The 15913-nt window shown below is 64.3% G+C and carries 14 protein-coding genes; 3 read left to right on the top strand and 11 right to left on the bottom strand.

Going from position 1 to position 15913, the window contains the following annotated elements:
• Positions 1-90 precede the first annotated feature (90 nt).
• The 6 genes from AC51GR_RS05855 to AC51GR_RS05830 all read right to left on the bottom strand — a co-directional run bounded on the left by AC51GR_RS05855 (position 91) and on the right by AC51GR_RS05830 (position 4491).
• A complete protein-coding gene (locus tag AC51GR_RS05855) occupies positions 91-1089 on the bottom strand; it encodes a sulfate/molybdate ABC transporter ATP-binding protein (protein WP_496323660.1) in 999 nt (332 codons plus the stop codon).
• The gene (gene cysW / locus AC51GR_RS05850) at positions 1086-1982 is read right to left on the bottom strand and encodes a sulfate ABC transporter permease subunit CysW (protein WP_496323659.1); all 897 of its coding nucleotides are present in this window, start codon (positions 1980-1982) and stop codon (positions 1086-1088) included. The genes AC51GR_RS05855 and cysW overlap by 4 nt, the downstream gene beginning before the upstream one ends.
• On the bottom strand, positions 1979-2833 hold the full coding sequence (gene cysT / locus AC51GR_RS05845) for a sulfate ABC transporter permease subunit CysT (RefSeq protein WP_496323658.1): 855 nt from the start codon (positions 2831-2833) through the stop codon (positions 1979-1981). The genes cysW and cysT overlap by 4 nt, the downstream gene beginning before the upstream one ends.
• A complete protein-coding gene (locus tag AC51GR_RS05840; protein WP_496323657.1) occupies positions 2830-3978 on the bottom strand; it encodes a sulfate ABC transporter substrate-binding protein in 1149 nt (382 codons plus the stop codon). The genes cysT and AC51GR_RS05840 overlap by 4 nt, the downstream gene beginning before the upstream one ends.
• 78 nt (positions 3979-4056) lie before the next feature.
• Entirely contained in the window at positions 4057-4146 is a 90-nt protein-coding gene (locus AC51GR_RS05835) for an Ms4533A family Cys-rich leader peptide (RefSeq protein WP_496323656.1), read from the bottom strand.
• Positions 4147-4290: 144 nt separating this feature from the next.
• A complete protein-coding gene (locus AC51GR_RS05830) occupies positions 4291-4491 on the bottom strand; it encodes a hypothetical protein (RefSeq protein ID WP_496323655.1) in 201 nt (66 codons plus the stop codon).
• A gap of 147 nt (positions 4492-4638) precedes the next feature.
• Between AC51GR_RS05830 and AC51GR_RS05825 the strand changes: the two genes are divergently transcribed.
• Entirely contained in the window at positions 4639-6666 is a 2028-nt protein-coding gene (locus AC51GR_RS05825) for a glycoside hydrolase family 15 protein (protein ID WP_496323654.1), read from the top strand.
• A 138-nt stretch (positions 6667-6804) separates the two neighbouring features.
• On the opposite strand, the gene AC51GR_RS05820 is transcribed toward AC51GR_RS05825, so the two are convergent.
• Together AC51GR_RS05820 and lepA are read right to left on the bottom strand one after the other, a co-directional pair.
• Positions 6805-8835, bottom strand: coding sequence for a M3 family metallopeptidase (locus AC51GR_RS05820; RefSeq protein ID WP_496323653.1), 2031 nt, complete (start codon positions 8833-8835; stop codon positions 6805-6807).
• A 36-nt stretch (positions 8836-8871) separates the two neighbouring features.
• A complete protein-coding gene (gene lepA, locus AC51GR_RS05815) occupies positions 8872-10776 on the bottom strand; it encodes a translation elongation factor 4 (RefSeq protein WP_496323652.1) in 1905 nt (634 codons plus the stop codon).
• An 85-nt stretch (positions 10777-10861) separates the two neighbouring features.
• On the opposite strand from lepA, the gene AC51GR_RS05810 reads away from it, so the two are divergent.
• Together AC51GR_RS05810 and AC51GR_RS05805 are read left to right on the top strand one after the other, a co-directional pair.
• Positions 10862-11512 (top strand): alpha/beta hydrolase family protein, encoded by a 651-nt coding sequence (locus AC51GR_RS05810; RefSeq protein WP_496323651.1) that lies wholly within the window; start codon positions 10862-10864, stop codon positions 11510-11512.
• A 9-nt stretch (positions 11513-11521) separates the two neighbouring features.
• Positions 11522-12070 carry a type II toxin-antitoxin system PemK/MazF family toxin gene (locus AC51GR_RS05805; protein WP_496323650.1) on the top strand — a complete coding sequence of 183 codons (549 nt, stop codon included), beginning with the start codon at positions 11522-11524 and terminating at the stop codon, positions 12068-12070.
• A 113-nt stretch (positions 12071-12183) separates the two neighbouring features.
• Here AC51GR_RS05805 and AC51GR_RS05800 read toward each other — a convergent pair whose 3' ends face one another.
• The 3 genes from AC51GR_RS05800 to AC51GR_RS05790 are packed head-to-tail and all read right to left on the bottom strand — an operon-like array spanning position 12184 to position 15796.
• Positions 12184-13032, bottom strand: coding sequence for a transglutaminase family protein (locus AC51GR_RS05800; protein WP_496323649.1), 849 nt, complete (start codon positions 13030-13032; stop codon positions 12184-12186).
• Positions 13029-14009 carry an alpha-E domain-containing protein gene (locus AC51GR_RS05795; protein ID WP_496324099.1) on the bottom strand — a complete coding sequence of 327 codons (981 nt, stop codon included), beginning with the start codon at positions 14007-14009 and terminating at the stop codon, positions 13029-13031. Before AC51GR_RS05795 ends, AC51GR_RS05800 begins: the two co-directional genes overlap by 4 nt.
• A gap of 2 nt (positions 14010-14011) precedes the next feature.
• On the bottom strand, positions 14012-15796 hold the full coding sequence (locus tag AC51GR_RS05790) for a circularly permuted type 2 ATP-grasp protein (protein WP_496323648.1): 1785 nt from the start codon (positions 15794-15796) through the stop codon (positions 14012-14014).
• Between the last annotated feature and the right edge of the window lie 117 nt (positions 15797-15913).

Genomic DNA, 15913 nt, shown 5'->3' with positions numbered 1-15913 from the left:
GCTCCCCGACCCGCAAACGAACCGGAAATACGAAGACGAGCCACAAATTTGTGGCTCGTCTTTGTATTTCTGGCTCGTTTGCGGTGGGGGTCAGGCGAGCGCGGCCTCAGGCACATACGTGGCCCGCACGTACACCTCATCGCCGTCGTTCAGGCCCAACGCCGCCGCGTCACCGCGGGTGATCTGGGCGTGAAAATCCTCTCTGGTGGCGAGGTTCTCGAACTCCACCCGGACCTCGAAGCCGAGGTACACGACACGCTTGACCCGGGCCTTGAGCACGCCCGTCTCCGCAGCCGCCTTGTCGGCAGTCTCCAACGCCAGATCAGGTGTGCGTCCAACCCTGATGTCGTGGGGACGCACCAGAACTCCGTTGAGCTTGGCCACCGAACCGAGGAACGACATCACGAAATGATTCTCCGGACGATCGTAGAGATCCGCCGGCGAACCGATCTGCTCGATGCGACCCTTGTTGAGTATTGCGATCCGGTCGGCGACGTCGAGCGCTTCCTGCTGATCGTGGGTCACCAGGACGGTGGTCACGTGCACCTCGTCATGCAGACGACGAAGCCAGGCCCGCAGGTCTTCTCGGACCTTGGCGTCGAGCGCACCGAAGGGCTCGTCGAGCAGCAACACCTTCGGGTCGACGGCAAGTGCGCGGGCCAACGCCATCCGCTGACGCTGACCACCAGAGAGCTGAGCCGGATAACGGGTTTGGAAACCCGCCAGCCCGACAACCTCGAGCAACTCGTCGACCTTCTTGTTGACCTCGGCCTTCGGCCGCTTACGGATCTTCAACCCGAATGCCACGTTGTCGCGCACCGTCATGTGCTTGAAGGCGGCGTAATGCTGGAACACGAACCCGATGTCGCGGTTCTGCGGCGACACCCGGGTGACGTCGTCGCCGTTGATGATCACGGTTCCCGAGTCGAGCTGGTCGAGACCGGCGATCGCCCGCAGGAGGGTCGACTTACCCGACCCCGACGGTCCCAGCAGGGCGGTCAGCGAGCCGACCGGGATGTCGATCGATACGTTGTCGAGCGCGGCGAAATCTCCGTAGCGCTTGTTCGCGTCAATCACCGAGATGGTCATACCAGTTCACTCTCCTGGGCTATCGGGCTGGTGGGAGCCGGGGCAGCGGCCGCGTCGGCCTCTTCGCGCGCGCGTCGGCGGGGTATTCGATTGGTTTCGGTTCTCTGCCCGACCAAGGTCATCAGCAGCAACACGATGATCGCGATGATCATCAACAGAGTCGCGGCCGCGTAGGCGCCGTACTCGTTGTAGTCGTCGGTGTACCGCGACGACACCAACAATGTCAGTGTCTGCGAAACACCCGGCAGGTTGGACGAGACCATGATGACGGCGCCGTACTCACCCAGTGCGCGGGCGATGGTCAACACGATGCCGTACGACAGGCCCCACCGGATGGCCGGCAGGGTGATCCGCCAGAACGTCTGCCATCCGCTGGCACCGAGTGTGGCTGCGGCCTCTTCTTGCTCGGTCCCGATCTCACGCAGCACCGGCTCGACCTCACGGACCACGAACGGCAACGTCACGAACAGCGTCGCGAGCACCATGCCCGGCAGGCCGAAGATCACCCGGAATCCCAGACTCTCCAATCCGCCGAACCAACCGCCGTAGCCCCACAACAGGATCAGGGCCACACCGACAACGATCGGAGACACGGCGAACGGCAGGTCGACGATCGCTTCCATCACGCCGCGTCCACGGAAACGCCCGCGGACCAGGGCCAGTGCGGTGAACACACCGAAGATCACGTTGAGCGGCACCACAATCGCGACGATCAGCAAACTCAACTGGAGCGCCGAGATCGCGGCCGGGGTGGTGATCCAGTCCCAGAACTGGCCGAGGCCGTGTTCAAAGGACCGCCAGAAGATGAGCCCGACCGGGATCACCAGCAGGAAGAAGAGATAGAGCAGCGCGATGATGCGCAACGAAATGCGAGGGAAGGCAGACAGTTTCATGAGTTCAGCTCCTCACGGCGTGAGGTCCGACGACCCGCAACGCGTAGTACCAGCAGCACCACGAACGCGATCAGCAGCAACATCACCGAGACCGTCGCAGCGTCGACGGGTGCGTCGATCTCGATCTGCTGCTGGATGTACTGGGACGCAACCTGCGTATCGCCCGGGATGTTGCCGCCGATCAAGACGACGGATCCGAACTCACCGATGGCGCGGGTGAAGGCGAGGCCGGCTCCGGACAGGACTGCCGGGGCCAGGGCCGGGAAGATGATCTTCCACCAGATCACCCAGTTGTTGGCGCCCAGCGACGCGGCGGCCTCCTCGACCTCTTTGTCGATCTCGATCAGCACCGGCTGTACCTGACGCACCACGAACGGGAGGGTCACGAAGGCCAGCGCGATGACCAGCGCGGGCTTGGTGGCGTTGAGTTCGATGTCGATCGGACTGTTCGGGCCGTAGAGCGAGAGCAGCACGAGGCTCGCGACGATCGTCGGCAGGGCGAACGGAAGATCGATCAGGGCGTTGACGAAGCGCTTGCCCGGGAACTCGTCCCGGACCAGCACCCAGGCGATGATCGTGCCCATCACCACATTGATCAGGGCGACGACCAGTGAGACCAGAACCGTGATCTTGAGGGTGTCGAGAGCTCCTTCGGCGGTGAAGGCGTCCCAGAAGCCGCTCCACCCGTCGTCGAACGCCTCGCTGGTGATGGCGGCGAGCGGCAGGAGCACGATCACCGTGAGCCACAGCATCGCAACACCGACGCTGAGCGGTCCGACGCTGCCCCAGGTGCGCTTGGTGGGCCTGGCGGCCGGGGGCGGCTTCACTGCTGTTACTTCAGTGCTGGTCATACCTTGCCTCCGGCGTTGTAGATCTCGGTGATCGCGCCGGATGTACCGAACAGCGCCTTGTCCACCGCGGACCAGCCCTTGAGATCCTTGCCGTCGTTCTTGGCGGCGGTCCCCTCACCGAGGACCGCACCCAACTCCTTGATCGTCCAGAGTTTGGCGATATCACCCGGGAACAGCGACCTGGTCTCCTCGATCACCGACTCATCAACCGGGCGGAATCCGTTCTCTGCCCAGATCCGTTGCGCCGCAGGGGTGAACAGATACTTGACGAACGCGTTGGCCGCATCCTTCTCCTCGCTGGAGTTCACCACCGCGACCGGGTTCTCGATCTTGAAGGTCTCGGACGGGATCACGTAGTCGACCCGTTGGCTGGGCTCGGCCGTCGCGTTCTGGTTCTTGAGGAAGATCGCTTCGTTCTCGTAGCTGATCAGCACATCGCCTTGGCCCTGCTCGAAGGCCGTGGTCGCCTCGCGTCCGGACTTCGGCTGGATCCGGGTGTGATCGCGGACCAGTTCCGCGACGTAGTCGAGGCCGGCCTGCTCATCGACGCCGCCGTTGCTCTTGGCGGCGAACGGTGCCAGCAGATTCCACTTCGCCGAACCCGAACTGCCCGGATTCGGTGTCACGACCTGGATGCCCGGCTTGAGCAGGTCGTCCCAGGTCTGAATGTTCTTGGGGTTGCCCTCACGGACCACCAACGCCACCACCGAACCGAACGGGGTGCTCCCGTTGGGATACAACTCAGCCCAATCCTTGTCCACCACACCGGCTTTCACCAGTCGGGTGATGTCCGGCGCGACCGAGAAGTTGACCACATCGGCCGGTACCCGGCGGGCGACCTTGCGCGACTGGTCGCCTGACGCCCCGTAGGAGGCCGAGAATCCGATGCCGTCGCCTTCCGGCGTATCCCGGAACGCCGGGATGATCGCGTCGAAGCCGATCTTCGGCACCGCGTAGGCATAGAGATTCAGATGTCGCGAACCGCTGGAGATGTCCTGGCCTCCGGGTTCGTCCGTCGAGCCGCCCCCGCAGCCCGACAACACCAGCGCCGATACGACCGCAACGGTGAGCGAACCGGCGACGGACAGGTCTGTCCGGCGCTTTCGCCCCCGTGGCCGCGCATGGCGCGAGAATCGGAAAAGCATAGTTGTGTCCCCTTGTTTCACGGTCAGAAGGTGATGGAAGAGCGAGTCGGTGGGCTCAGGGCCTGAACAAGACGGAGTTCAACGACAGTGAGCGTCGAAAACACAGCGATAGTCGACCGCGAAAAGCGCCAACGTATGGCGCACGCGGTAACCACTGGCTGCAGACATAGGCGGAACACTAGCACCAGAATTCCGCATGTGAATCCGACCACCTCGCCGGACCGATCACCACAACTCAGCGCAAAAGAAACCAGGCGACGACAACCAGAACAACCAGAGCGATCAATGCAATAGTCACCTTCGAGCGCGGCATTACCGTTCCCCTCCATCTACGTCAGCGGAATCGCGACGGTCAAAGAGCCGAAACGATGCATCTACCAGCACATTCATCAACACCGCGATGCCAACGGCGAGCGGGATGACGATCGCCACGCAGACGAGTATCTGCGGCACGAACGACAACGACGTCAGCCACTCTTCGACGCCATCCCACCATCGGGTCAATGAATCCACCGGACCACCCTATCCCCTCTATTTTTGATCACCGTGATTAAAAGTCGCCGGGGGCCATCACCAGGGGTCCTGGGACGCCCATACCCGTCACCGAGCGAAATCCCTGCCCCGGTGGCAGTGGAGTACCGCCGCCACCATGATGGATCCATGACAACCACATCCGAGGACAGCAGCACCTCTGGCCTCACCGCCACCGGCCCGGCCGGACCTCCCGGCGTGGTCCACAAGACCACGCATTCCGCGCTGAGCTCACCCATGCCCACCGCGTCTCCCGGACTGCCGCAGAATGCATTCCCCCCGATCGGCGACTACGCGTTCCTGTCCGATTGCGAGTGCAACTGCCTGATCGCCCGCAACGGTTCGGTGGAATGGATGTGTGTCCCCCGCCCGGACTCCCCCAGCGTGTTCGGTGCCGTCCTGGACCGCAGCGCGGGTCACTTCAGACTGGCGCCCTACGGTGTGAACGTCCCGGTCGACCGCCGTTACCTGCCCGGCAGCCTGATGGTCGAGACGACCTGGCAGACCGACACCGGATGGCTCATCGTCCGCGACGCCCTGGTGATGGGCCCGTGGCACGACAACGAGGCCCGCTCCCGGACACATCGACGTACCCCGACCGACTGGGATGCCAAGCACGTCCTGCTCCGCACGGTCCGTTGCGTCAACGGCACCGTGGAGTTGGCGATGAGCTGCGAACCCGCCTTCGACTATCACCGCGGCGGCACCAAGTGGGAGTACGCCGGGCCGGCGTACAGCGAGGCGATCGCCACCGCGACCGGTGTCGTGGCAGACGACGTGCCGTCATTGAAATTGACCACCAGCCTCAAACTCGGGCTCGAGGGACGCGAGGCCCGTGCGCGTACCCGCATGGTGGAAGGCGACAACCACTTCGTCGCCATGAGCTGGGGCAGTCAGCCACCTCCGCAGGACTGGGAGGAGGCCGCCCAGATGATGTGGGAGACCTCCGAGAGTTGGCGGCAATGGATCAACATCGGCACCTTCCCGGACCACCCGTGGCGCAACTACCTGCAGCGCAGCGCCCTGACCCTCAAGGGCCTGACCTACTCGCCCACCGGCGCACTGCTGGCCGCGGCCACCACCTCGTTGCCGGAAACCCCTCACGGGGAACGTAATTGGGACTACCGCTACGCATGGGTGCGCGACTCGACCTTTGCCCTGTGGGGTCTGTACACCCTGGGACTCGACCGCGAGGCCAGCGATTTCTTCTCCTTCATCGCCGATGTCTCCGGCACCACCAACGGTGAGCATCATCCGCTGCAGGTGATGTACGGCGTCGGCGGCGAACGCACACTCGAGGAAGCCGAACTCAATCACCTCTCCGGCTACGACGGTGCCCGGCCCGTCCGCATCGGCAACGGTGCCTACAACCAGAGCCAGCACGACATCTGGGGCACCATGCTCGACTCGGTGTACCTCAACACGAAGGCCACCGAAACAGTGTCCGAGACGTTGTGGCCGGTCCTGAAAGCTCAGGTCGAGGAAGCGGTCAAGCACTGGCGCAAACCCGACCGCGGCATCTGGGAAGTACGCGGCGAACCACAGCATTTCACCTCGTCGAAGGTGATGTGCTGGATTGCCCTGGACCGTGGTGCCAAACTCGCGGCCATCCACGGCGAGAAGTCCTACGCGAAGACCTGGAATGAGATCGCCGACGAGATCAAGGCCGACATCCTCGAGTTCGGTGTGAACGAGCGCGGCATCTTCACCCAGCGCTACGGCAGCGACGCCCTCGACGCCTCGCTCCTGTTGGTCCCGCTGTTGCGATTCCTGCCCTCCGACGATCCCCGTGTGCGCAACACCGTGATCGCGATCGCGGACGAGCTCAGCGAGGACGGACTCGTCCTCCGGTATCGCGTCGAAGAGACCGACGACGGCCTGTCCGGCGAAGAGGGTTCGTTCACGATCTGCTCGTTCTGGCTCGTGTCGGCGCTCGTGGAGATCGGTGAACTGCCGCGGGCCAAGACGCTGTGTGAGCGTCTGCTGAACTACGCCAGCCCGCTCAAGCTCTACGCCGAAGAGATCGAGCCACACACCGGCCGGCACCTGGGCAACTTCCCGCAGGCCTTCACCCATCTGGCGTTGATCAACGCCGTGATGCACGTGATCCGGGCCGAAGAAGCCCAGGGCCACAACACCTTCATCCCCGCCAACTGACCAGCCCACCCTCCGTCGACCGTGCCGAAATCACCGTCGACCGTGCCTTTATCGCCGTTGACCGTGCCGAAAACGCCAGACTGCCAACAACTTCGGCACGCTCGGCGGTGATTTCGGCACGGTCGGCGGATCGGCGGGTCAGGTCGGGAGAAGTCCTCGGCGACGCAGGAGCGGATCGATCTCGGCCGGGCGGCCCAGGAGTTCCTGATGCGCCTTGATCGGGTCGGTGCTGTCGCCGCGGGACAATGTGGTCGCCACGAAGCCGGCACCGCGTTCGGCGGAGAGCCCACCGCCGTCGAGGAACCATTGCTCGGTCTCGGCGTCGAGGACCTCGGACCAGATGTAGGAGTAATAGCCGGCCGAGTACCCGCCACCGAAGATGTGGTTGAAGTACGCACTGCGGTATCGCGGCGGGATCAGGTCCGACGACGCACCCGCCTTCACCAATGCGGCCTTCTCGAAGGTCTCCACATCGGTGATCTCATCCTCGACCGTGACCCGATGCCAGGCCATGTCGAGAACGGCCGCCGCCAGGTATTCGATTGTGCCGTGGACGGATTCGACGTCGGCATTGGCGCGGGCCGCGTCCGCCAGCTCCGGGGGGATCGGCGCACCGGTCTTGTGGTGCGTCGCGTAGTTGTCGAGCACCTTCGGGTGCAGCGCCCACATCTCGTTCACCTGGGAGGGAAACTCCACGAAGTCCCGGGGCACCGATGTTCCCGACTGCGACGGATACCTGACCGCCGACAGCAACCCGTGCAGGGCGTGGCCGAACTCGTGGAACAACGTTGTCAACTGATCCATCGTCAGCAAAGCGGGCTGTCCCTCTTCGGGTTTGGTGAGGTTGAGGACGTTGACCACCACCGGCCGTTTGTCGAGCAGGTAACTCTGGTCGACGAAGTTGTTCATCCACGCCCCGCCGCGCTTGCTGGGCCGGGCGTAGAAGTCGCCGAGGAACAATCCAATGGACGTATTGGCTCGGTCGAGCACCTCCCACACACGTACATCGGGGTGGTAGACGGGCAGATCCGTGCGCTCCCGGAACGACAACCCGTAGAGCTCACCGGCGGCGTAGAACACACCCTTCGTCAGCACCGAGTCGAGTTCGAGATAGTCCGAGAACGTATCCAGCGGCACCGCGGCCCGCTGCTGATCGGCTTTGGCCAGCAAGTAGGTGAGGTCGGCGGCGCCGATCTCCGTACCGTGCTCGGCGGATAGCTCGGTCAGCTCACGTCCCCCGGCGCGCATGGCCGAGGCCACCAGGTCGGACAACAGGTCTTCGACAGCCTCCGGACCGGGCGCGGTCTCCTCGGCGATCACGAACTCCGCGTGATCGCGGTAGCCGAGCATCCTCGCGCGTTCGGCGCGCAACCTGACGATCTCCAAGACGATGTCGCGGGTGTCGTTGGGGCCCCCGAGGGCGCACCGCGTCACCGAGGCCTCGAACACCCTGCGCCGGGTTTCTGAATCCTCCAAGGAGGCAACCGCGGACTGGCTCGTCGGCAACTCGATGGCCAGCAGATAACCCGACGGATGGCCCGCATCCTTCGCTGCGCGGCGAGCCGCCGCGATCTGCCCAGCAGCCAGACCCGCGAGCTCGTCCTCGGTGTCGACCAGCACCGCTGCCTCGTTGCTGCCCTCGAGAACACGTTGCCCGAACTCGGTGGTCAGGGTGGAAAGTCGCTCCGAGATCTCACGCATCCGCGGTTGCTGGTCGACGTCGAGTCCGGCGCCGGCCCGGATCGCCTCCCGATGACGCTTCTCGAGCAACCGCATCGACGGTTCGTCCAGATCCAGACTCGTCCGGGTCTCGAACAGCTGGTTGATCCGGGCGAACAGTCCCGGGTTCAGCGCGATGGTGTTGGCGTGTGCCGTCAGCTTCGGCGCGAGCTCCGTGGAGATCGCGTTGCGCTGCGGGTTGGTGTCGGCACCGGTGAGGTTGTAGAAGATCCCGGCCGCCCTGGCCAGCGCCTGACCACTGCGTTCGAGCGCTTCGACGGTGTTGGCGAACGTCGGCGAGGGCTTCTGCCCGGCGATCTTCTCGACCTCACGCAGATGCTCGGCCATCGCCTCCTCGAAAGCAGGCAGAAAATCGTCGTCGCTGATCGAAGGGAAGTCGGGCAGACCATGCAGGTGCGGACTGGGGACCAGGACAGGATTCGATGCCATGGACCGATCGTAGTGTCGCGCGCCCGAAGTCTCCCGCTACTTGCCCTTCTTGTCGCTTGGGTCGTCCGACGACAGTGCTGCCACAAATGCCTCCTGCGGCACCTCGACGCGACCGATCGTCTTCATCCGCTTCTTGCCCTCTTTTTGCTTCTCGAGGAGCTTGCGTTTACGACTGATGTCACCGCCGTAGCACTTGGCCAGCACGTCCTTGCGGATGGCCCGGATGTTCTCGCGCGCAATGATCTTCGACCCGATGGCAGCCTGGATCGGCACCTCGAACTGCTGACGCGGGATCAGCTCTTTGAGCTTGGTGGTCATCTTCGTGGCGTACGCCGCGGCACCGTCCTTGTGGACGATCGCACTGAACGCATCCACCGCCTCGCCCTGCAACAGGATGTCGACCTTGACCAGCTGCGAAATCTGCTCGCCGGACTCCTCGTAGTCAAGGCTGGCGTAGCCGCGGGTCCGCGACTTGAGCAAATCGAAGAAGTCGAAGATGATCTCCGCCATAGGCAGCGTGTAACGGAGTTCGACACGGGTCTCCGACAGATAGTCCATGCCACCGAGCTCACCGCGCCGTGACTGGCACAGCTCCATGATCGAACCGATGAACTCACTGGGCGAGATGATCGTGGTCTTCACGATCGGCTCGTAGATGTTGCGGGCCTTGCCGTCTGGCCAGTCGGACGGGTTGGTCACGACGTGCTCGGTGCCGTCTTCCATCTCGACGCGGTAGACCACGTTGGGCGCGGTGGAGATCAGGTTCAGGCCGAACTCGCGCTCGAGGCGTTCCCGGCTGATCTCCATGTGCAGCAGTCCGAGGAAGCCACAGCGGAAACCGAAGCCCAGGGCCACCGAGGTCTCCGGCTCGTACGTGAGTGCGGCGTCGTTGAGTTGCAGCTTGTCCAGCGCTTCACGCAGAACCGGGTAATCCGACCCGTCCACCGGATAGAGCCCCGAGTAGACCATCGGTCGCGGTTCGCGATAGCCGGTGAGCGGCTCGGTGGCACCGTTGCGCGCCAGGGTGATCGTGTCACCGACCTTCGACTGACGGACATCTTTGACACCGGTGATGAGGTAGCCGACCTCGCCGACCCCAAGACCCTTCGAGGGCTTCGGGTCCGGCGAGACGATGCCGACCTCGAGGAGCTCGTGGGTGGTCCCGGTGGACATCATCTTGATCTTCTCGCGGGGGACGATCTTGCCGTCGACCACACGCACATAAGTCACCACACCGCGGTAGGTGTCGTAGACCGAGTCGAAGATCATCGCGCGGGCCGGGGCGTCCGGATCGCCGACCGGGGCCGGGATCAGCTTCACGACTTCGTCCAGCAACTCGGTGACACCGACACCGGTCTTGCCCGAGACCCGCAGCACGTCGCCGGGCTCGCAGCCGATGATGTGCGCGATCTCCGCGGCATACCGATCGGGGTCGGCGGCGGGCAGGTCGATCTTGTTCAGCACCGGGATGATGGTCAGATCCTTGTCGAGCGCCAGGTACAGGTTGGCGAGCGTCTGCGCCTCGATTCCCTGGGCCGCATCCACCAACAGCACCGCACCCTCACACGCCTCGAGCGCACGTGAGACCTCATAGGTGAAGTCGACGTGGCCGGGTGTGTCGATCAGGTGCATCACGTAGTCGGTGCCGTCGACATTCCACGGCAGCCGCACGTTCTGCGCCTTGATGGTGATGCCGCGTTCCCGCTCGATGTCCATCCGGTCGAGGTACTGCGCGCGCATGTCGCGACCTTCGACAACTCCGGTGACCTGCAACATCCGGTCGGCAAGCGTCGACTTGCCGTGGTCGATGTGCGCGATGATGCAGAAGTTCCTGATCTTGGAAGGATCAGTGAACGTGGTGTCGGAAAGCCTGGGAATTGAACTCACTCCTTGGGTGACGCGGGTGATGCTGGTCGAGCCCCGACCGAGCTCTGTCGGCATTTGGGCACACGTGTGACCTCCAGTTTCTCATGGCCGGGCCGCCGGGTCGGCATTCGGTGCGCTCGGCAGCGGCTAGCGTGAGCTCATGACTGTCATCGACTGGGATTCCGACGGTGTCGTCGGGGCCCTGCACCGCCCCTCCGGGACCGCGCTCGCGGCGGTGATTCTCGCGCACGGAGCCGGCGGAAACCACGATTCGCCGATGCTGCGCGCGATGGCCGAACTGCTCTGCGAACGCGATGTCGCGGTGGCCCGCATCGACCTCCCGTACCGGCAGAAGCGACCCAAGGGTCCACCGAGCCCGTCCGGCGCCGCCGCAGACCGCGCCGGGATCGTCGCCGCGTGCACCGCGTTTCGGAGCGAATCGGCCGGACCGTTGCTCGTCGGTGGACACTCCTACGGCGGACGGCAGGCCTCGATGGTCGTGGCCGACGACCCGGCCGTCGCCGACGGACTGGTGTTGACGTCCTATCCCCTGCATCCGCCGGGCAAACCCGACCGGCTGCGCACGGAACACCTGCCATCGATCACGCGGCCGGTCCTGGTGGTCCACGGCGCGAGTGATCCCTTTGCCACGACCGACGAACTCACCGCCGCGCTCGATCTGATCCCGGCACCCACCCGGCTCATCGACCTACCGAAGGTCGGGCACGACCTCAAGCCGGACCGCTCGGGCTCACCCCGGCTCGCCGTCGATGCGATGTTCGAGTTCTTCGCGATCGAGGGCGGCCAATAGGCTGAACCGATGGCAGGAAAATTCAGCCGACTGGCGATGTCGCTGGTCCGGCAACACGGCCCGAGACTGCTCCGCGAACTGACCAAGTCGTCGGGCACGAAGTCCTCGCCCGCAGCTCGGTCCACAACAGGGTCCGCAGCGCGGCCCGGTGCTCGAACCGGACCGACTCCCACCCGCCCCACCGAGCAGCGGGCCAGGAAGCTCGAGTACTCCCCCGCGGCCGACGGCAACGCCGACCCCGGCGAAATCGTTTGGACCTGGGTCGAATTCGAGGACGATCCGTCGCAGGGCAAGGACCGGCCAGTGCTGGTCGTCGGCCGCGACGGCAACACCCTGCTCGGACTGATGCTCTCGAGCCAGGAGCATCGTCGCGACGACCGGGATTGGGTCAGCATCGGTACCGGGTCCTGGGACAGGGAGCACCGGGAGAGCTTCATCCGGCTCGACCGCGTCCTCGACATCGCCGAGAACGGGATCCGCCGCGAAGGCGCCATCGTGCCCCGCGCGCAGTTCGATCAGGTGGCCGCGGTCCTGCGCGGCCGATACGGCTGGCACTGACCGCACCTTTGAAAGCAAAGGCCCTGAAAACTGTCAGATGGGTAGGCGCCGAGTGCAATATGCCCTCGGACGCCCGCTATCGCACAGTTTTCAGGGCGACGAACTGATATCGATCAGGCCAACCGGGTGATCTCGACCTTGACTTCGAGGTCTTTCGCGCCGGCGCCGGTGTAGATGCCCTTGAGCGGGGTGACGTCGGAGTAGTCGCGACCAACACCGACCGACACGTGACGCTCGGTGATCGTCACATCGTTGGTCGGGTCGTAGCCCCACCATCGGCCGGTCCACGACTCGATCCAGGCGTGGGACTGGCCTTCGACGGTGCGGTTGATCGCCGCCTTCCGATTCGGATGCAGGTACCCGGACACGTAGCGCGACGGGATACCCAGGCTGCGCAACATCACCAGACACAGGTGCGCGTAGTCCTGGCAGACGCCTTTCTTTTCCTTCCAGGCGTCGACGGCCGAGGTGTGCACGCCGGTGGTGCCCGGCACATACTCCATCTCCGCATTGACCCACTGGCACACCGCGAGTACCGCTTCGTGCGGAGTCAACCCCTTGGCCAATCGCTTTGCGATCTGCGCCAGCTGACGACTGCCCGGGACGTAGCCGGTGTTGCTGAGCAGCTCGTCATAGCGGTCCACAACGCTGTACGAGTGCAGATCTTCCCACCCGAGCTGTTCTTCTTCGGAGGGTATTTCGTCGGATTCGGTCTCGACCACCGACATTCCCGAGACCTCCAGCTCCTCGTGCGGAGCGTGCAGGTCGAACGCGGTGACCGCGGTACCCCAGTAGTCGGTGTAGCGGTATGAACGAGTCGCCGGGATCGTCTCGACGCGGTTGATGATCACGTTCTGCCGAGTGTCGCTTCGAGGCGTGAGCCGAGCCTCGTTGTAGGACGACGTGACCGGGGCGTTGTAGGCAAAACCCGTCGAATGCACAACCCGCAGGCGCCAGCTCACAGTTCACTCTCCTCGATGAAGCGATCAACGGAATCGCTGGCCGAAACCCCGGCCCACGCGACATAGGGCGAGACGTGGAAGTACTGCGCCGTCACGGCCTCACTCACTTCCCGGCACGTCTCCTGCAGTTCCTTCAGTCGAGGTTGCAGGTCCTGCAACAAGATTCCCGGCTGCATGAACTCCAAGCCGCTACGCGCCCGGCCCAGAAGTCGCTGCGCCTCGGCGCGGGCCCCGACGCGGCTGGGCCGATTGTCGAGTTCGAGAAGCTGCTGCTCCGCGAGACTGATGGCGTGGAACACCGATCGCGGGAACAGCCGGTCGAGCAGCATGAACTCGACGACCCGGGTCGCGTCGAGCGCTCCGCGGTAGGTTCGCAGATACGTGTCATGCGCACCCGCCGAACGCAATACGGTGACCCAGGCCGGTGAGCCCGAACGGTCTCCGGCTCGCGACAACAGCATTCGGACGGTCATGTCGACCCGCTCCACGGAACGCCCGAGCAGTAGATAGCGATATCCGTCGTCGTGACTCAGGGTCGCATCGGCCAGCCCGGCGAACATCGCGGCGCGGTTCTTCACATAGGAGAGAAACTCGTAGGGGCCCAGCTTCCGGGCGACCCGTTCTGCGTCACCGAGTCCGTTGTACGTGGTGTTCAGGCACTCCCACATCTCACTGGAGGTGACTTCTCGCGCGCCCCTGGCATTCTCACGGGCGTGCCCGACACTGTCGACGATCGAACCGGGCAGTGTCTTCGAATACGCGACCCGCTCGGTCAGCGACCACGCGTCGAGTGGCTCGTTTTTCGGGGGCAACTCCATACCCAGGACTTCGAGCACCAGCCGACACCGGGCATCGGGGTCGACGGTGGTGTCCTCGAGTAGCTGATGGACTGCCACGTCAAGGATCCGGGCGATGTCATCAGCGCGTTCGACGTAGCGACCGATCCAGTAGAGCGACTCGGCATTTCGAGCGAGCATCATCAGCGGTCACCACCGAACTGTTGTTGTTGTTGCTGTTGCTGCTGTTGTTGTTGTTCCTGCTGCGATGCGATGTCCGGGCCCTGTTCGGTGGGTGTGCTCTGTGCCGTTGCCCCCGACCGGCTGACCAATTCGTCGCCGGCGAGTTCCCGCTCTTCGGCCGAGGTACGAGAGGCGAGCACCCAGGTGTCCTTCGACCCGCCGCCCTGGCTGGAGTTGACCACCAGTGAGCCCTCCGGCAAGGCAACCCGGGTCAACCCACCGGGCAGCACCCACACCGATTCGCCGTCGTTCACCGCGAACGGACGCAGGTCCACATGCCTGGGCGCCAACTGTCCCCCGATCTTGGTGGGAACGGTCGAGAGCTGAACAACAGGCTGCGCGATCCAGCCGCGCGGATCCTGACGAACCTTGCGCGCCAACACGTTCAATTCCTCCGCTGTGGCGTCCGGTCCGAACACGATGCCGTAACCACCTGAACCCTCGACAGGTTTGACCACGAGTTCATCGATCCGGTCGAGGACCTCTTCGCACTCGTCGTCGAGCCAGCAACGCAATGTGTCGACATTGCCCAGACTCGGCTTCTCCCCCAGGTAATACTCGATGATCTCGGGGACGTAGGTGTATGTCAGCTTGTCGTCACCCACTCCGTTGCCGACGGCGCTGGAGATGACGACGTTGCCGGCCCGAGCGGCATTCAACAACCCGGCCACACCGAGCATCGAATCGGGGCGGAACTGCATGGGATCGAGGAAGTCGTCGTCGATGCGACGATAGATGACATCCACGCGCTGCTCACCTTCAGTGGTGCGCATGTAGACAATGTTGTCGCGGCAGAACAGGTCTCGACCTTCGACGAGCTCGACACCCATCTGGCGAGCGAGCAACGAGTGTTCGAAGTACGCCGAATTGGCCACACCGGGGGTCAGGACCACAACATTTGGATCGGCCTCGTTGAACGCCGCCGACGCCCGCAGGGCCCGCAGCAGGTGCGACGCATAGTCGCCGACCGCGCGCACCCGATGGGAAGCGAACAGGTCCGGGAACACCCGGGCCATCGTGCGACGGTTCTCCATCACATACGACACCCCCGAGGGTGAGCGCAGGTTGTCCTCGAGCACTCGGAAGTCGCCGTGCTCGTCGCGGATCAGGTCGATCCCCGCCACATGGATTCGCACGCCGTTGGGCGGCCGGATGCCCACGGCCTGACGGTGAAAGTGTTCACAGGAGGTGATGAGCCGCTTCGGCACCACGCCGTCACGCAGGATGGCCTGGTCGCCGTAGATGTCGTCGAGGAACATCTCCAGCGCCTTGACGCGCTGGGTGATCCCGCGTTCGAGTTTCGCCCACTCGCCGGCCGAGATGACCCGGGGAACCACGTCGAGCGGGAAGGGTCGTTCCTGACCCGAGTGCGAGAACGTGATGCCCTGGTCGATGAATGCCCGGCCCAGCGCCTCGACCCGGGTCTCCAGATCGGCTCCGTCATAGCTGCCGAGCGCCTTGTGAATGCCCTTGTACGGGCCGCGGACCTCGGCGGTGTCGTAGCCGTCGAACATCTCGTCGAAGGCACCGCCGTACGGACCGGCCTCGTATCCCTCGAAGATCCCGACCGCGCCGTTCTCCGGTTTGGCCGCGGTCGACTTCTTGGCGGCCTTGTCGCGCGGCGCGCCTGTACCCGTCACTTTCGCGGACTTCTTGCCTGTTGGAGGGTCCCCCGCCGAAGGCTTGGTTCCGTTTCCCCGAGGTGCTCCCGCACGTTTCGAACCTGCTGCTGTTGCCGCCGTCATCTGACACATGGTGCCGTAAGTGACCGATATCGGCTGACCACCACGCGGTATTGACTGCACCACATCTTGCGGCCCGGTCGGCAATTTGGGTCACAGTGACCCGGCTGGTAATGTGGC

Source organism: Williamsia sp. z71 (assembly GCF_059553375.1).
This window is presented reverse-complemented; position numbering and strand designations above follow the sequence as displayed.